Origin of the sequence: Pseudomonas sp. B21-023 (assembly GCF_024749165.1) — a bacterium.
Classification (GTDB): domain Bacteria; phylum Pseudomonadota; class Gammaproteobacteria; order Pseudomonadales; family Pseudomonadaceae; genus Aquipseudomonas.
The window spans coordinates 292,688-310,100 of the sequence record NZ_CP087190.1 but is presented as its reverse complement, the minus strand read 5'-3'; the positions used below and the strand labels follow the sequence as shown (position 1 = coordinate 310,100).

Annotated in this window: 16 protein-coding genes; 4 read left to right on the top strand and 12 right to left on the bottom strand. The window is 65.3% G+C overall.

Annotated elements, in window-relative coordinates; genetic code table 11:
- Nucleotides 1-24 precede the first annotated feature (24 nt).
- On the bottom strand, nt 25-2,301 hold the full coding sequence (locus LOY42_RS01460) for a TonB-dependent siderophore receptor (protein ID WP_408981067.1): 2,277 nt from the start codon (nt 2,299-2,301) through the stop codon (nt 25-27).
- 159 nt (nt 2,302-2,460) lie between these two features.
- Between LOY42_RS01460 and LOY42_RS01455 the strand changes: the two genes are divergently transcribed.
- Complete coding sequence (locus LOY42_RS01455; protein ID WP_258599708.1) at nt 2,461-3,180, top strand: response regulator; 720 nt, start codon at nt 2,461-2,463, stop codon at nt 3,178-3,180.
- A gap of 1 nt (nt 3,181) precedes the next feature.
- Nucleotides 3,182-4,561, top strand: a complete 1,380-nt coding sequence (locus LOY42_RS01450) for an ATP-binding protein (protein WP_258599707.1) — start codon at nt 3,182-3,184, stop codon at nt 4,559-4,561.
- Here LOY42_RS01450 and LOY42_RS01445 read toward each other — a convergent pair whose 3' ends face one another.
- The 8 genes from LOY42_RS01445 to LOY42_RS01410 form a co-directional block, all read right to left on the bottom strand.
- Nucleotides 4,562-4,975, bottom strand: coding sequence for a type II toxin-antitoxin system HicB family antitoxin (locus LOY42_RS01445; RefSeq protein ID WP_110697254.1), 414 nt, complete (start codon nt 4,973-4,975; stop codon nt 4,562-4,564).
- Between the two features lie 16 nt (nt 4,976-4,991).
- A complete protein-coding gene (locus LOY42_RS01440) occupies nt 4,992-5,183 on the bottom strand; it encodes a type II toxin-antitoxin system HicA family toxin (RefSeq protein WP_102681827.1) in 192 nt (63 codons plus the stop codon).
- 179 nt (nt 5,184-5,362) lie between these two features.
- A complete protein-coding gene (locus LOY42_RS01435) occupies nt 5,363-5,908 on the bottom strand; it encodes a phosphonate degradation HD-domain oxygenase (protein ID WP_102681828.1) in 546 nt (181 codons plus the stop codon).
- 91 nt (nt 5,909-5,999) lie between these two features.
- Nucleotides 6,000-7,022 carry a putative 2-aminoethylphosphonate ABC transporter substrate-binding protein gene (locus LOY42_RS01430; RefSeq protein WP_258599706.1) on the bottom strand — a complete coding sequence of 341 codons (1,023 nt, stop codon included), beginning with the start codon at nt 7,020-7,022 and terminating at the stop codon, nt 6,000-6,002.
- Nucleotides 7,023-7,052: 30 nt separating this feature from the next.
- Nucleotides 7,053-8,777 carry a putative 2-aminoethylphosphonate ABC transporter permease subunit gene (locus LOY42_RS01425; protein WP_198755328.1) on the bottom strand — a complete coding sequence of 575 codons (1,725 nt, stop codon included), beginning with the start codon at nt 8,775-8,777 and terminating at the stop codon, nt 7,053-7,055.
- A gap of 1 nt (nt 8,778) precedes the next feature.
- On the bottom strand, nt 8,779-9,837 hold the full coding sequence (locus LOY42_RS01420) for a putative 2-aminoethylphosphonate ABC transporter ATP-binding protein (RefSeq protein WP_139674302.1): 1,059 nt from the start codon (nt 9,835-9,837) through the stop codon (nt 8,779-8,781).
- A 217-nt stretch (nt 9,838-10,054) separates the two neighbouring features.
- Complete coding sequence (locus tag LOY42_RS01415) at nt 10,055-10,924, bottom strand: LysR family transcriptional regulator (RefSeq protein WP_139674305.1); 870 nt, start codon at nt 10,922-10,924, stop codon at nt 10,055-10,057.
- A 30-nt stretch (nt 10,925-10,954) separates the two neighbouring features.
- Entirely contained in the window at nt 10,955-13,222 is a 2,268-nt protein-coding gene (locus tag LOY42_RS01410) for a heavy metal translocating P-type ATPase (protein ID WP_258599705.1), read from the bottom strand.
- A 111-nt stretch (nt 13,223-13,333) separates the two neighbouring features.
- Here LOY42_RS01410 and cadR point away from each other — a divergent pair, with 111 nt between their 5' ends.
- Nucleotides 13,334-13,777, top strand: coding sequence for a cadmium resistance transcriptional regulator CadR (gene cadR, locus LOY42_RS01405; protein ID WP_139674311.1), 444 nt, complete (start codon nt 13,334-13,336; stop codon nt 13,775-13,777).
- 119 nt (nt 13,778-13,896) lie between these two features.
- Here the strand turns inward: cadR and LOY42_RS01400 are convergent, their stop codons facing one another.
- The 3 genes from LOY42_RS01400 to LOY42_RS01390 are packed head-to-tail and all read right to left on the bottom strand — an operon-like array spanning nt 13,897 to nt 16,525.
- Entirely contained in the window at nt 13,897-14,868 is a 972-nt protein-coding gene (locus LOY42_RS01400) for a thymidylate synthase (RefSeq protein ID WP_046853772.1), read from the bottom strand.
- A gap of 48 nt (nt 14,869-14,916) precedes the next feature.
- A complete protein-coding gene (gene lgt / locus LOY42_RS01395; protein ID WP_110697244.1) occupies nt 14,917-15,726 on the bottom strand; it encodes a prolipoprotein diacylglyceryl transferase in 810 nt (269 codons plus the stop codon).
- A gap of 16 nt (nt 15,727-15,742) precedes the next feature.
- Nucleotides 15,743-16,525 (bottom strand): sulfite exporter TauE/SafE family protein, encoded by a 783-nt coding sequence (locus tag LOY42_RS01390; RefSeq protein WP_028688501.1) that lies wholly within the window; start codon nt 16,523-16,525, stop codon nt 15,743-15,745.
- Between the two features lie 132 nt (nt 16,526-16,657).
- Between LOY42_RS01390 and LOY42_RS01385 the strand changes: the two genes are divergently transcribed.
- Nucleotides 16,658-17,404, top strand: a complete 747-nt coding sequence (locus tag LOY42_RS01385) for an NRDE family protein (protein ID WP_198755017.1) — start codon at nt 16,658-16,660, stop codon at nt 17,402-17,404.
- Nucleotides 17,405-17,413: the final 9 nt, after the last annotated feature.

Sequence of the window (17,413 nt, the reverse complement as noted above, 5' to 3'; positions counted from 1 at the left end):
GCATCAACGGTATCAAAAGCTGTTCTAGAACGCCGTGCTCACCGTCACCGCCAGGTTGCGCGGGTCGCCATAGATTGCCCCGGCATAGAACCCGTAACGGGTGTAGTAATGCTTGTCGAACAGGTTGTTGGCGTTGAGGCTGACGCTGGTGTCGTCGGTCAGTTGGTACTTGGCCATGGCATTCCAGATCGCATAGCCCGACCAGTTGACGTCGGTGGCGCTGCGGCTGACGCCGTTGCTCGGCTGCCCGGCAGGGGTGGACACCGCGCGGATGTTGCTTTGCGCACTCACGCCAGCGCCCAGGGTCAGGCGGTCCAGCGGGCCAGACAGGCTATAGGTGGTCGAGGCCTTGAACAGGTGCGAAGGATCGCTGCGCCCGTCGCTGTCCAGGCGGCGGAAGTGCAGGTAGGTGTAGCCGGCATAGACGTTCCAGTTCGGGGTCAGGGCGCCGGCGACTTCCAGGTCGATACCGTCGGTTTCCTGGCCGGAACCGGCCTTGTAGGCAGTGGCGCCGGTCGGCGTCAGCAGGTCGCCGTCCATCACCGCCTTGTTTTCCTGCCTGGTGCGGAAGTAGGCCGCGGACGCGTTCAGGCGACCATCGAACCATTCACCCTTGATCCCGGTTTCGTAGCTCTGGCCACGGATCGGCTCGACCTTGGTGCCGCTGGCGCTCTCTTCGCTCTGCGGGTTGAAGATGTCGGTGTAGCTGGCGTACAGCGAGTAGTTGTCGTCCAGGTCGTACACCGCGCCCAGGTAAGGGGTGACGATGCCATTGTTCTGCTGGTTGCTGCGCGCACCGTTGACGCTGACGGTAGTGGCCGAATAGTCGGTGCTGCGCACACCGAGGATGAGCGACAGGGGGTCGGTGACGCTCAGGCGGGTGGCGGCATACATGCCCTGCAGACGGGTGGTGGTCTTGCTGTGCAGGCCGGTTTTCGAGGCCAGCATGGCGTAGTCGTCGTCCACGCCGTCGAGCCAGTTGCCCAGCCCCAGGCCATTGTTCGCCCGGTACTGGCAACCCACGCCACTGTTCACTGCCTTGCCGCCGCCAACCATACTGCAGGTGTACTGCGGTGACCAGGCCACGGTGCGGCTGTCGTTGTAGCCGACCATCGCCTGATGGGTGCGCCCGAACAGTTGGAATGGGCCGGACAGGTCGATCTGCGCCGATTGCTGGGTGGTGTCGGTGGAGCTGTGCAGGCCGTTGAGCACAGCGCCGCTGCCGTCCTGGTTCCAGTAGCCGCCGTAGACACCGCGACCGGACGAGTTGACCTTGGCCAGGCCACGGTGGTTGAGCGCCTCGCCACTGCTCTGCGCAACCTTCAGGTCCAGACTCCAGTCGTTGTCGAAACGGTGCGCCAGCGAGCCGAAGGCGGTGCGGGTGATGTACTCGCCAAAGCTCCAGCTGGGTACCACGTTGGTGCTGCGCGGCAGGTCGGTCTTGCTGCCGTCGCCGTACCAGATCGGGATGTTGGCGCCCCAGCCGCCGCCGACCACTTTGCTGTACTCGTACTGGTAGCCCGCACCCAGGGTGGTGGCATCGTCCAGGTCGAATTCGAAGTTGGCCAGGGCCGCGCGGGAGCGTTCGGACTGGTTGTCGCGGAACGAGCCGGCGTCCTGCTGGGTCATGACCAGACGCGAACGCAGGCGGCCGTCCTCGGACAGCGGCAGGTTCAGGTCGGCACCCAGGCGGCGCTTGTCCCAGCTGCCGTAGGTGGCGTAGGCGCTGCCGCCGAAGGTCCGGGTCGGCGCCTTGCGGATCAGGTTGACGGTGGCCGAGGGGTCGCCGGTGCCACCGAGCAGGCCGTTGGCGCCACGGACGATGTCGATGCGCTCGTACAGGTCCATGTTCAGCGCATTGCCGCCGCCACTGAAGTCCGAACCGCCGGGGAACTGCAAGCCGTCGATCTTCCAGTTGCTGATCGAGTAGCCACGGGCGCGGAAGTCGGTGCGCCCGCCCACTTCCATCTTGCTCATGCTCACGCCCGGCGTGGTGTCCAGGGCCTGCTCGAGGGTGTGGATATCACGGTCTTCCATTTGCTGGCGGGTGATGCTGGTGACCGACTGCGGCGTCTGCCGGGGTGTCAGCTGCAAGCCTGTGGAGCTGCGTGTGTTCTGCACGGTGTAGCCGATCTGGCCGCTGTCGTCGGCCAGTGGCAGCGCACTGCTGTCGATGTTGGTGGCGCCCAGTTCCAGCACCGGACCGTCAGCGAAGGCTGTGCCGCTAAGCCCGAGGGCCACGAAGAAGGCAAGCGGGGAGAGGCGACTGCCGCCTCGGACCCAGGGGGTTGTGTCAGTCATGATGCTCTTGCATACCATTTGGGAAGGCTTCGTATTCGCAGATGATTTTTTGTTACGATTCTAGGCATCTGCCCCTTCGGCTCCATGGACGGGATGTACGGGGATGTAATCGAACGTAATGAGCCTCACGGTTCCCCTTTGCACAGGTACCCCACAACCATGAGCACGACCTTGCTGGTCGTCGACGATGACGACGAGATCCGCGAACTTCTCTGCGATTACCTGACAGACGCCGGCTACCAGGTAATCGCAGCCGCCGATGGAGAGCAGATGCACGCGCAGTTGACCCGGCACAAGGTCGACCTGGTGGTACTCGACCTGATGCTGCCCGGCGAGGACGGCCTGAGCCTGTGCCGGCAGTTGCAGGCGCAGCCGGGCTTGGCGGTGGTGATGCTGTCGGCCAGGGGCAGCACCCTGGACCGCATCATCGGCCTGGAAGTAGGCGCCGATGATTACCTGGCCAAACCCTTCGAGCCGCGCGAACTGGTCGCCCGGATCAAGGCTGTGCTGCGCCGCCCCCAGCGTCTGGAGGCAGAGCCCGAAACGTCGGCCAGCGAGGCACAACTGTTTGCAGGCTTGCGTCTCGATCACGTCAAACGGTTGCTCGTTCACCCGGACGGCCAAGCCTTCAACCTGCCACGCTCCGACTACCGTGTGCTGCGTGAACTGCTGGACGCCAACAACCGCGTGGTCTCGAGGGACCACCTGACACGCAGCGCGTTCGGCCGCGACCATCTGCCCGACGACCGCTCGGTGGACATGTGCATCAGCCGCCTGCGCCAGCAACTGCGCCGGGCGCCAGGCCAAGGCGCGCAGATCCTCACCATCCGCAACGAAGGCTATCTGCTGAGCCTGGCCCGCGAAGCGCTGGGCGCCTGAGGTGCGGCTGCTTCGCCGGCTGTGGCCGCGCACGCTGTTCGGCCAACTGCTGCTGATCATGATCAGCGGCACCCTGGTGATCCAGCTGATGTCCAGCAGCATCTGGTTCGACGTTCGCTTCGCCCAGGTGCTGGAAGCGCCGGTGCGATTGATCGCGGCGCGCAGCGCCCCCCTGATCGCCCAGGCCGAGTGCCATGGCGCGGCACGCCAGGTACCGAAGCATTACCAGCTACGTTGCGCCGAAGCGCCGCCCGAAGGTGAGCATGACCAACGGCGAGGCTGGCGACGCATCGAGCTGTTGCTGCATCAGGCACTGGCCTACGAACTGGGGGGCGATGCGCGGCCGAGGTTGCTCAAGGTCCGGCTCACCGACGAACTGGGCCAGCCCATCGTCTGGCGCAGCCTGTTCGGCTTGCGCACCGCCCAGGCGCATATCGAGTTTGCCGTACCCCTCGCCGATGGCCACTGGCTGGTCATCGATGGCCAGGAGTTGCAGGGCTGGAGTGGCGAGTCGGCGTGGGTGCTGATCAGCGACTACCTGCTGCGGGTCTATGCCCTGCGCATCGCCGCCGTGCTGGTGGTGTGCCTGGTGGCGGTACGTCTGTGCCTGCGCCCGCTGCGCCGCCTGGCCGATGCCGCCCGTGGCCTGGGAGGCAATCTGGAACAGGCGCCGTTGCCGCTGGACGGCCCCGAGGAAGTGCGGCACGCCGCCCAGGCCTTCAACGCCATGCAGCAGCGGCTGATCCGCATGCTCAACGACAAGGCCTACTTCCTCGCCGCCGTGTCCCACGACCTGCGTACACCGCTGACGCGCATGCGCCTGCGCCTGGAACGGCTGGAGGACAGCGAACACAAGGAACGCCTGCGCCAGAACATCGCGCAGATGGACGGCATGATCGGCCAGGTGCTCGACTACTTGCGGGCGGGCGAGCAGCAGAACCTGCAAGCGGTCGACCTCGACCGCCTGGTGGCACGCCAATGCGCGGATTTGGCCAGCGCCGAAGAGCCCTTGCCGATCCATGGTCAGGTGGGCCTGGCCCAGGTAGACGCCCTGCTGCTGCAACGGTGCCTGCAAAACCTGCTGGTCAATGCCCTGCGCTATGCCAGGGAGGTCGCGGTGGAGCTGGAAAGCACGCCAACCGATGGGTACATCCATATCGACGATCGCGGCCCGGGCATCGACCCGGGCTTGCTGGCGACTGTCACCGAGCCTTTCGTGCGCGGCGAGGGCTCACGCAACCAGGCCTCTGGCGGCTATGGGCTGGGGCTGAGCATCGCCCAGCGCATCGTTTCCAGCCATGGCGGCGAACTCACGCTGGTGAATCGGCAAGGGGGCGGGTTGCGGGTCAGCGTGCGATTGCCCAAGGGCAAGATCGCCTGATCATTTGCCGTCACCCTGCAGGATCCTGAGCGCCGCTTCGGCCAGGAAGCCCGAACGGCTCTTGTGCTCCGGGTGGTTCTGTACGTAGCTGTCGATGCGGGTGAGCAGGTACGCCGGCAAGGTGATGTTGAGCTTCTCGGCCTTGCCCAGGTAGCGGGTGATGTCGATATCGATCAATGCCCAGGTGCAGCCGGCATAGGCGGGATTGGCCGCATGCACGCCGACCTTGCTGGCCCTGGGGATTTCCTGCTGGTCCTGGGCCAGCAGTTCGAGGTGGCCTTCGATCGCTTCACGCGCCATGGCGATAGCGTCGTCGAGGTCTTCGCCCGCCGAAAAGCAGCCGGGGATATCCGGGACTTCCACGCCCCAGGCGTGCTGGTCGTCACCGGGGAGGATCGCGATGGGGAACAACATGGTGATGGTCTCCTCGTCAGCTGGCGTAGCTGATGCGTGCCTGGCGCAGAATGCTGGCCGCAGTCGCGGGCAGCAGGTCTTTCTTGGGATGCGGGATGGTGACCAGCCCGGCTTTTTCAGGATGCTTGAAATGATGGTGGCTGCCTTTGGAGCGCACCAGATACCAGCCATCCGCCTCGATCACAGCAATCATTTCACGGCTGTTCATTCACCCATTCCTTGGGCCGGCCGATCGGTGGTTAGTATAACCACCGAAAGACAATTATCAACACCATACCCACCATTACGACAAGCGGGCTGCCAGGATGAGAAGTATGGGGAGAGGAACGGAGCAAACACCGGGAGAAGTGATGCGGGATCTTGCAGCAGGGAGAATCGCCAGATTGTTCAGAGCACGGCCAATGCCTTTGCCTTCAACACTTGCAGATCCATCACTGGCACCCCGACCTGCTTGGCCATCTCGTCCCACTCGCGCAGGCGCAGGCTGACCCCGAACAGCGGGTCGGCCTCGAACGCATCGGCTTCGGCATCGTTCATCACTCCACCCTGGTACGCCAAGGTGCGTCGGCTGGCTTCACTCAAACGGTCGTAGTATCCGGGCTGGCGCAAGGTCAGGTAGCGCTTGGCCTCGACGTGGTACTGCACCAGCCTGGCCAGCCGCTCGCTGAAACCACACCGGCGCAAATATTCGGCACCAATGCGCTCATGGCTGACGACGCCATAACCACCCATGTCCTCGCCCTCGCACAGGTGGCCGATGTCGTGGAAGAAGGCGGCTAGGATCACTTCGTCGTCGTAGCCTTCGGCCATGGCCAGTTGGGCTGCCTGGGACATGTGCTCGAGCTGGGTGATGGCCTCGCCGATGTAGTCGGCGCTGCCATGACGCTCGTACAGGGCGAAGGTGTCGTCGATGATCCGGGAAGAAGTTGGCATTGCGTGGACTCCTGCGTTGCCTGGGCTGACGCTATCGCGGGGCAGGCCCGCTTCTTGAGTGTAGAAGCCGGCTTGCCCCGCGATGAGGGCCTTACTGCTGGGCGACTTTCTCCGACTTGCCGTCGTAGCGCTTGCGCCACTCAGCGAGAATCTGGTCGCGGTTCTTCGAGGCCCAGGCGAAGTCGTTCTTGATCAGGCGCTGCTCATAGTCGGCCGGCAGTTCGGTCTGCGGCTTGGCGATGCCGGGGGCGGCGAGCACCGCGAAGTTCTCCTTGTACAGCTCCATGGCGGCAGGGCTGGCGGAGAAGTCGGCCAGGCGCTTGGCGGCATCGGCTTTCGGCGAGCCCTTGATCACCGCCGTGGCCTCGATCTCCCAGCCCAGGCCCTCCTTGGGCAGGACAATGTCCAGCGGGGCGCCCTGGCGCTTGAGCTGCACGGCCGGGTACTCGAACGAGATGCCGATCGGGAACTCACCTGCCGCCGCCAGCTTGCATGGCTTGGAGCCGGAATGAACATACTGGCCGATGTTCTGGTGCAGTGCGTCCATGTAGGCCCAGCCCTGAGGCTCGCCGAAGGTTTGCAACCAGGCGCTCACATCGAGGAAGCCCGTACCGGACGAGGCCGGGTTGGGCATGACGATCTCGCCCTTGTACTCAGGCTTGGTCAGGTCCTGCCAGCTCACCGGCTTGCTCAGGCCCTGCTTCTCGGCTTCGACAGTGTTGAAGCAGATCGTCGCGGCCCACACGTCCATGCCCACCCAGGCCGGTGGATTGGCGGCGTCGCGGTAGTTGGGCGAGATCTTGCCCAGGTCCTTCGGCGCATAGGCTTCAAGCATGCCGTTCTGGTCGAGGATGGCCAGGCTGGAGGCCGCCAGGCCCCACACGGCGTCAGCCTGTGGGCGCTCTTTTTCGGCCAGCAGCTTGGCCGTGATGATGCCGGTGGAGTCGCGCACCCATTTGATCTCGATGTCCGGGTTGGCCTTCTCGAAGGCCTGCTTGTAGCTCTTGAGCTGCTCGGCCTCCAGGGCGGTGTAGACGGTCAGCTGGGTCGCGGCCGAAGCCTGCAGGCTGAACACGGCGGATACGGCAGCGGCAAGTGCGAGGGGCTTGAACATGATGCGGTTCCTATTGGTATGGGCAGTCGGTCAATGGCCGGGAGCGCGTTGGCGCCAGGCCTGGGAGCGGCGCAGCAGGCCGCGCGAAGCGCCGGCCAACAGCAGGGAGGCGGCGGCGCTGGTCAAAAGGATCAGGGTCGACATGGCAGCGGCGCCGCCAACGTTGCCGGCGTCATCCATGTTCAGCACGGCAACGGCGGCGAGGATGGTGTCGGGGCTGTAGAGGAAGATCGCCGCCGACACGGTGGTCATCGCCGAGACGAACAGGTAGCGGATGATGTCCAGCAGCGCGGGCAGGCAGATCGGCACGGTGACCCGCACGAAGTGCTTGTACAGCGGCGCCTTGAGCGACAGCGCGGCGGCTTCGAACTCACCGTCGAGCTGGCGCAGGGCGGTGGTGGCGGTCATCTGCGCGGTGGTCAGGTAGTGGGCGATGGTACACACCACCAGCAGCGCCATGCTGCCGTAGAACACGTGTAACGGGTTGCCGTTGAGGTTGAAGAAGAACACGTAGCCCAGGCCCAGCACCAGGCCGGGCACCGCCATGGGGATGAAGCTGAGCAGGCGCAGCAGCTGATTGAGCAGGCGCTGGCCTTGGGTCTTCTCCATCAGGTAGGCACCGGTGAAGATCACCACGCTGCCGATCAGCGCGGTGCCGATGGCCATGGTCACGCTGTTGCGATAGGCCAGCCAGCCGCCGCCGGCAGTGTCTTCGAACATGTAGTGCTTGAGCGACAGCGACAGGTTGTACGGCCAGAACTTGACCAGCGACGAGTACACCGCCATGCCGATCACCGCCAGCAGCGCCGTGCAGACCAGCAACACGATCGCCAGGTAGCAGCCATCACGCAGCCTCGACGGCTTGGGCTCGAACACCTGGGCGCGGCCGCTCATGGCCTCGCCCTGGCGGCGGCGCAGCCAGGCATCCACGGTAAAACTGAGCAGCGCCGGCACCAGCAGCACCATGCCGATCAGCGCACCACGGCCGAACTGCTGCTGGCCGACCACCGCCTTGTAGGCTTCCAGCGCCAGCACCTGGTAATCACCACCGACCACTACCGGCACGCCGAAGTCGGTGATGGTCAGGGTGAACACCAGGCAGAACGCCGCGAACACCGCCTGGCGCGTGGCCGGCCAGGTGATGCTGAAGAATGCCCGGGCAGGTCCCGCGCCCATGCTCGAAGCGGCATCGAACAGCCGTGCGTCGGCCAGTGACAGCGCCGAGAGCAGGATCATCAACGCATGGGGGAAGGTGTAGATGGCCTCGCCAAGCACGATGCCCCAGAAGCCGTAGATGTTGTCGCTGAGCAGCCCGCGCAGCAGGCCCTGGTTACCGAACAGATAGACCAGCGCGATCGCCGGCAGCATCGACGGCGCCAACAACGGCAGCAGCGAAATGCCGCGCCACAGCCCCTTGGCCGGGATCAGCGTGCGTTGCAGGGCATAGGCGAACAGGTAGGCGAGCGGCACGACGATGGCGGCAACGGTGAGGGCTACCGACAGGCTGTTGCCGAGCAGCCAGTGGAAGTTCGCGCTGGCAAACAGTTCGCGGGCGGCCAGCAGTCCCCCGCCCTGCCCGGCTTCAGCGCTGAAGCCACGCCAGAAGATCGCCAGCAACGGCAGCAGCACCGCCAGCACCAGCAGGCCCAGCAACAGGCTCTTGCCACCGACGACGAACAGTCGGTCCCCCAGGGCGACGCCGGTGCGTGGCCTGTCGTTGCCGTGAGTGAGCGGCAGGGTCATGGGCGCGGCCATCTCAGGCGAACACCTGCAGGCTCTGCGGCGGCAGGGCCACCCAGATGTCCTGCGAACCCAGGCGCGGCATGGCTTCGGGCGCAAGCTCCGCGAGTAGCGCATGGCCCGGCAGGGCTTCGAGCTCGAAGCTCATGCGGCATCGGTTGCCGAGGAAGGTGACTTCCCGAACCTTGGCCGGGAACAGGTTTTCCTCGTGCACCACCGGGTTGACGGTGATCGCCTCGGGCCGGCAGAACAGTCGGCCGCTGCTGACGGCGCTGGCGTTGTCGGCCAGGCGCATGTGCATGCCACCGACCTGGGCGTGGCTATTGCTGCTGCGCTGGAACGGCAGCCAGTTGCCCTGGCCGACGAACTCCGCGACGAAGGGTGTGGCCGGCTGGTCGTAGATTTCCTGGGGCGTGGCGTATTGCTCGACCTGGCCGTTGTTCATCACGGCTATGCGGTCAGCCATCAGCATGGCCTCGTCCTGGTTGTGGGTGACCATCAGCGTGGTGATGCCCAGCTGGCGTTGCAGCTGGCGCAGCTCGGTGCACAGGTGCTCGCGAACACGGGCGTCGAGGGCCGACATGGGCTCGTCGAGCAGCAGCAGCGAGGGCGACGGCGCCAAGGCGCGGGCCAGGGCCACGCGCTGCTGCTGGCCGCCGGAGAGCTGGCCGGGGTATTTCTTCTCACTGCCGGCCAGGCCCACCAGCTCGAGCATCTCGCTCACCCGCTGGCGCGAGGCCTCGCGGTTGCTGCCGGTCAGGCCATAGGCGATGTTGGCTTCGACGGTGAGGTTGGGGAACAGCGCGTAGGACTGGAACAGGATGCCGTAGTCACGGGCCTGGGGCGGCAGCTCGGAGATATCGCGGTCGCCGATGTACAGCGTGCCGCGGTCCTGGCGCTCCAGGCCGGCGATGCAGCGCAGCAGGGTGGTCTTGCCGCAGCCCGAGGGGCCGAGCAGGCACACCAGCTCGCCAGCGGCGATGTCGAGGGACACGTCGTTGAGCGCGGCGAAAGCGCCAAAGCGTTTGTGGATGCCGCGCACTTTCATCTGTGCGCCCGGGGTGACGTGGTTCATGGCAGGTCCTCATCGAAGCGATGGGGGCCATGCTAGGCAGGCTGTGCGAAGGTTCTGTGGCGTTGGGGCAAAAGCCGGTGATAGTGGTATAGGCAGATTTTGTAGTGGCCTTGAGGGCCCTATCGCTGGCAAGCCAGCTCCCACAAAAGCAAGTCGGCGCCAACCCTGTGGGAGCCGGCTTGCCGGCGATGAGGCCGGTGCAACCAGTAGAGAACTGTCAGAATTGCGATCCAACCACCTCCTGCGCCACCCCCAGGAACGCCGCCGGCAACCGCGCCTGGCGCCGCTCCTTCAGGCAGTACAGGTACTCGTGCATCACCGGCGCGTCGTCCAGCGCCAGCACCCGCAGCTCGGGATTATGCGGCACCTCATGGCGAGCAATGATGCTGATCCCGATGTTGCGCAGCACCGCCTCGCGGATCGACTCGCGGCTGCCGATCTCCAGCAGCGCCCCGGCCTTCACCCCGGCGTCCTGCATCATCTGCTCGGTGAGCTTGCGGGTGGTCGAGCCCTTCTCGCGCATCAGCAGGCAATGCCCGGCCACCACCTCGATCGACACTGCCTGGCGTTGCGCCAAGGGATGATTGCGGTGCACCGCCAGTACCAGCGGGTCGCTGCCCAGCACCCGGCGTACCAGGCGTGCGTCTTCGAGCAATTGCGACGAGGCGGCGATATCCACCCGGTAGTCCTCGAGCATTTCCAGCACCTGCTGCGAGTTGCCGATCTCCACCGCCACCTCCACCTGCGGCAGGCGCTCGCGGAAGATCTTCACCAGGTCGAGGATGTAGTACGGCGCGGTGGCGGCGATGCGCAGGCTGCCCTGGGCCTGGCCGCTGTTGCGCAACTCGAACTCGATGTCGGCTTCCTGCTGCAGCAGCGCCTTGACCATCGGCAGCAGGCGCACGCCCTCCTCGCTCAACACCAGGCGCCGGCCGCCGCGGTAGAACAGCTCGACGTTGTACTGGCCCTCGAGGTTGCGGATCTGCGTGGTCACCGTGGGCTGGCTGAGCCCGAGCTTCTTCGCCGCCAGGGTGATGCTGCCCAGGCGGGCCACCATGTAGAAGGCTTTGAGCTCGGCGCTCAGCATTGGCAGGACCTCTTTATCACGCCGCAGGCGTTATTTGCGCAACAGGCGCAGACCGTTGAACACCACCAGCAGGCTCACGCCCATGTCGGCGAATACCGCCATCCACATGGTGGCCATGCCGGCGAAGGTGATAGCCAGGAAGATTGCCTTGATCCCCAGGGCCAGCACGATGTTCTGGGTGAGGATCGCCGCGCTTTGGCGCGACAGCCTGACGAAGGCCGGGATTTTGCGCAAGTCGTCGTCCATCAACGCCACATCGGCGGTCTCGATGGCGGTGTCGGTACCGGCGGCGGCCATGGCAAAGCCGATCTCGGCGCGGGCCAGGGCCGGCGCGTCGTTGATGCCATCGCCGACCATGCCGACACGATGCCTCTGGGCGTACAGGTTCTCGATGCTGGCGAGCTTGTCCGCGGGCAGCAGGTTTCCCTCGGCGCGGTCGATCCCCACCTGGGCCGCAATGGCCTGGGCGGTGTGGGGATTGTCGCCGGTCAACATGACCGTCTTGATACCCAGCGCGTGCAGCTCGGCAATCGCCTGGCGGCTGCTGTCCTTGACCGTGTCGGCCACGGCGAACAACGCCAGCGGACCTGAGCGGTCGAGCAGCAGCACCACGGTCTTGCCCTGGCGCTCCAGCACATCCAGTTGCGCTTCCAGCTCTGGGGAGCACAGGCCGAGCTCTTCCACCAGGCGATGGTTGCCCAAGTGGTAGGTCTGACCCTCGATATCACCGCGCACACCGCGACCGGCCAGGGCGGCGAACTCGGTGACTTCGCTCAGAACCAGATCCTGGCCCTTGGCGAACAGGGCGATGGCACCCGACACCGGGTGGTCGGAACGGGCAGCCAGGCTCGCGGCCAGGGCCTGGGCGCGCCCTTCGAACAGTGGGTCGAGCACCTTGCTGTCGGTCTGCACCGGCTTGCCGTGGGTGATGGTGCCGGTCTTGTCCAGGGCCAGGAAGTCCAGCTTGCGCCCGCCCTCCAGGTACACACCGCCCTTGATCAGGATGCCTTTGCGTGCCGCCGCGGCCAGGCCGCTGACGATGGTCACCGGAGTGGAGATCACCAGCGCGCACGGGCAGGCCACCACCAGCAGCACCAGGGCACGATAGATCCAGTCGAACCAGGCACCGGCCATGAACAGCGGCGGGATGAGCGCCACGGCGAGCGCTACCGCGAACACCACGGGGGTGTAGATGCGCGAGAACTGGTCGACGAAGCGCTGGGTCGGCGCACGGGCGCCCTGGGCTTCTTCGACGGCCTTGATGATGCGGGCCAGGGTCGATTGACCGGCGGCGGCCGTGACGCGGTATTCCATCGCGCCGGCCTGGTTGATGGTGCCGGCGAACAGCTTGTCGCCGACCGCCTTCTCGACCGGCAGGCTTTCCCCGGTGATCGGCGCCTGGTCGACACTGGACTGGCCACCGACCACCTCGCCGTCCAGGCCAATGCGCTCGCCCGGGCGCACCCGCACCCGTGCGCCGATTGCGACCTCGCGCACTTCGACCTCACGCCACTGACCATCGGCCTGTTGCACGGTGGCCATGTCCGGGGCCAGCTGCATCAGCCCGCCGATGGCATTGCGCGCGCGGTCCAGGGAACGGGCTTCGATCAGTTCGGCAACGGTGAACAGCACCATGACCATGGCCGCTTCAGGCCATTGGCCGATCAGCACGGCGCCGGTCACGGCAATACTCATCAGTGCATTGATATTGAGGTTGCGGTTTTTCAGGGCAATCCAGCCCTTCTTGTAGGTACCGAGGCCGCACCCGAGGATGGCCGCCAGGGCCAGCGCGGCGACCACCCACTCCGGTGCCTTGCCGGAGAAGTGCACGATTTCGGCGGCAATTGCCGCAACACCGGACAGCGCCAGCGGCCACCAGCGTGTCTTGCTGGCCTGGGGCGCGCTGGCGGCGCCATCATCCTCGGCGGCCATGGGTTCGGCCTTCATGCCCAGGCTATCGATGGCCCGCTCGATCTCGGCGGTGCCCTCGAGCGTATGGCGCACGCCGAGCACACGATTGATCAGGTTGAATTCCAGTTGCTCGATACCGGCCAGCTTGCCCAGCTTGTCCTGGATCAGGGTCTGCTCGGTAGGGCAGTCCATGGCCTCGATGCGGAAGCGGCTGAGCTGCGCCTGGCCACTGGCCTTTTCGGTCAGCTGCACCAGGGCCGGGGCGGCCTTGCTGGCGCAGCAGCCGTGGGCGTGGGGCGCGTGGCCATGATCGAGGCCATGATCGAGGCCATGATCGAGGTCATGGGCGTGATCATGCTTGTGGTCGGGGCTGACAGGCTGGTTCATGGAATCATCCTTAACTGAGCGCTGGCCTCTGTAGAGATCCACAGAGTGGGTTGTTGCCAAGTGAACACCCTGTAGCCACTATAGGGTCAAGCCCTTTGCAGGAGATTTGCCATGAAGATCGGAGAACTGGCCAAGGCCACCGACTGCGCCGTGGAGACCATCCGCTACTACGAGCGCGAACAGCTGCTGCCGGAACCTGCCCGCAGCGACGGTAACTACCGGCTCTACACCCAGGCCCACGTCGAGCGCCTGACCTTCATCCGCAACTGCCGCACTCTGGACATGACCCTGGACGAAATCCGCAGCCTGTTGAACCTGCGCGACAGCCCCGACGGCTCATGCGGCAGCGTCAACGCGCTGATCGACGAGCATATCGAGCATGTGCAGGCGAGGATCGATGGATTGGTAGCGCTCCAGGCACAGCTGGTGGAACTGCGGCAGCAGTGCAATGCGCAGGGGGCGGAGTGCGCGATCTTGCAGCAGTTGGAGACGAATGGGGCGGTGAGCATGCCAGAGCTGGAGCATTCCCACGTGGGGCGTAGCCACGGGCATTAGAGACTTGGGGCCGCTTTGCGGCCCATCGCCGGCAAGCCGGCTCCCACAGAGTCACGCGTCCCCCTGTAGGAGCCGGCTTGCCGGCGATGGGCTGCGAAGCAGCCCCCGACTTCCTTGAGTTAGACCGCCATCGGCGCCGTCATCGGCGCATGGTGCTCGTAGCCTTCCAGCCAGAAGTCGCTCGGCTCGATCTTCTCCAGCCACTCCGGCTCGTACTTGCCGGTCTCGGCGAACGCCGGCACGCGGTCGCTGATCACCAGCTTCGGTGCCGCCAGCGGTTCACGCTTCATCTGCTCGCCCAGCATATCCAGGTGGTTCTCGTACACATGGGCATCGCCGATGAAGTAGGTGAACCAGCGCGGGGTGTAGCCGGTCAGGCGGCCGAACAGCGACAGCAGCGCCGCGCCCTCGGTGAGGTTGAACGGCGTGCCCAGGCCCAGGTCGTTGGAGCGGATGTAGAGGGTCAGGGAAATTTCCCGGGTTTCGACATTCGGGTGGAACTGGTACAGCAAGTGGCACGGTGGCAGGGCCATCTCGTCGAGCTGGGCGCAGTTCCAGCCGTGGAACAGGATGCGGCGGCTGCCCGGGTCGTTGGCGATGGTGTCCAGGCACTGGCGCACCTGGTCGATGGCCTTGTAGAGGATGACGAACGCCTGGCCGTCCTCCTCGTCCTGGGCGATACGGCGGAAGCCGGCCTTCTCGGCCATCTCGATGGCGGCCGGGTTGCTCAGCGGTATGCGCTTGTAGCCGGGCCACTGGCGCCATTGCACGCCGTAGATTTCGCCGAGGTCGTCATGCCCCTGGCGGAACGGGTTGGCCAGCCACTGGGCGTTTTCGTTGGCGTTCTGGTCCCAGACCTTGCAGCCCAGCTCGCGGAACTCGCCGGCGTTCTTCACGCCGCGCAGGAAGCCGACCATCTCGCCGATCGCCGACTTGAACGCCAGCTTGCGCGTGGTGATGGCCGGGAAGCCCTTCTGCAGGTCGAAACGCAGCATCGCGCCCGGCAGGCTGATGGTGCGGATACCGGTGCGGTTTTCCTGCAGCGTGCCGTTGTCGATGACGTCACGGACCAGATCTAGATACTGTTTCATGGCTTACCTGTAACAAGAACGGCAGGGGGAGCGCCCCTGCCGTGGAAATCAGACGGTGGCCTTGGCCGACGGTTTGCGGTTGTAGGCCCACCAGATCAGGAAGATGCCGCCGAGAATCATCGGCACGCAGAGCAACTGACCCATGGTCAACCAGCCGAAGGCGATGTAGCCAAGCTGGGCGTCGGGTACGCGCACGAACTCCACGATGAAGCGGAAGATGCCATAGAACAGCGCGAACATGCCGGAAACGGCCATGGTCGGGCGCGGCTTGCGCGAGTACAGCCAAAGGATGACGAATAATGCCACACCTTCGAGGGCGAACTGGTACAGCTGCGACGGGTGACGCGGCAATTGCGCCGGGTCGCTGAACGGCGGGAAGATCATTGCCCACGGCACGTCGGTGGCCTTGCCCCACAGTTCGGCGTTGATGAAGTTGCCGATACGCCCGGCGCCAAGGCCGATCGGCACCAGCGGCGCGACGAAGTCCATCAGCTCGAAGAACGACTTGTTGTTGCGTTTGCCGAACCACAGCGCGGCGAGCATCACACCGATGAAACCTCCATGGAACGACATGCCGCCCTTCCATACCTCGAAGATCAGCGTCGGGTTGGCCAGGTACTGGTGCAGGTCGTAGAACAGCACGTAACCCAGGCGCCCGCCGACGATCACGCCCATCGACAGCCAGAACACCAGGTCGGAGAGTTTCTCGCGGGTCCAGGTGGGGTCGAAGCGGTTCAATCGGCGCGAGGCCAGCAGCCAAGCGCCGCCGATGCCGATCAGGTACATCAGGCCGTACCAGTGGATTTTCAGTGGACCGAGGGCCACGGCCACCGGGTCGATCTGCGGGTAAGGCAGCATTGTCTTTCCTCTAGGTTCAGATAAGGAAGCTGAGTCCGACGCAGAACAGCAGTGCGGCGAACAGACGCTTGAGCACGCGTGGCGACAGCTTGTGCGCCAGACGCGCGCCGTAGCGGGCGAAGAACATGCTGGTGGCAGCGATGCCGACCAGCGCCGGAAGATAGACGTAGCCCAGGCTGTGGGCCGGCAGATGCTCCTCATGCCAACCCAGCCACATGAAGCCCAGGGCACTGGCCAGGGCGATCGGCAGGCCACAGGCCGACGAAGTCGCCACTGCCTGCTGCATGGGCAGGCTACGCCAGGTAAGGAACGGCACGGTCAATGAGCCACCGCCGATGCCGAAAATGGCCGAGGCCCAACCGATCACCCCACCGGCGGCGGTCAATCCGGGCTTGCCGGGAATGCCGCGGCTGGCCTTGGGCTTGAGGTCCAGGGCCATCTGCGCGGCGATCACCAGGGCGAACACACCGATGATCTTCTGCAGCATCGGGCCCTGTATCAGCGAGGCGGTCTTGGCCCCGACCAGCGCGCCGAGCAGGATGCCCACGGTCATCCAGGCGAAGATCGGCCATTGCACGGCGCCCTTGCGCTGGTGCTCGCGCACGGCATTGATCGAGGTGAAGACGATGGTCGCCAACGAGGTGCCGACCGCCAGGTGGGTCAGCACCGAAGGGTCGAAGCCCTGCAAGGTGAAGCTGAACACCAGCACCGGCACGATGATGATGCCGCCACCGACGCCGAACAGCCCGGCCAGCACGCCGGCGCAGGCGCCCAACAGCAGATAGAGAGCGAATTCCATTCGTGGCCCCAGTGGAAAACAATCCGGCATGGTAACGGAACCCACGCCCGGCGCTCTAGTGAACTCTGTGTCAGAAGATGGATAGCGGCCAGCGGCGCGGGTAGAGTGGCCCAATACACAAGGGGACAACCTATGTGCCTGATCGTATTCGCCTGGCGGCCGGGGACAGCCCGGCCACTGATCGTCGCGGCCAACCGCGATGAGTTCTATGCGCGGCCGACCCAGGCCTTGAAGGCCTGGGAGGACGCGACGGGTGTGCACGCCGGGCGTGACCTGGAAGCCGGTGGCACCTGGCTGGGTGTCGGGCCGAACGGGCGTTTTGCGGCGCTGACCAATATCCGTGATCCACGCCAGCCTTTGGGGCCGCGGTCCCGCGGTGAACTGGTGGCAGCCTACCTGCAGGGCGAACTGGGGGTCGAGGCCTATCTGGACCGGGTAGCCAGCCGCAGTGACCAGTATTCAGGGTTCAACCTGCTGGTCGGCGATGACAAGCGCTTGGGCTACCTGCATGCCCGTGAGCCGGCGCCACGCCTGCTTGAATCGGGGGTGTACGGGCTGTCAAATGCCGGCTTGGATACGCCATGGCCGAAGCTGATCAAAGCGCGCAGCGGGCTTGAGAAATTGCTCGAAAACGCCGATCCACAGCAACTATTGACGCTGCTGGGTGATGCACAGCCCGCGCCGGACGGCGAACTGCCCGAGACCGGCGTGGGGCTGGCCACCGAGCGGCTGCTATCGAGTGTATTCATCGCCAGCCAGAACTACGGAACGCGGGCGAGCACGGTGCTGATCGTCGATGGCCACGGCCGTCGGCGCATGATCGAGCGCAGTTTCGGGCCGTTTGGGGGGCATCTGGGCGAGGTTAGCCTGGAGATCTGAATTGACCTC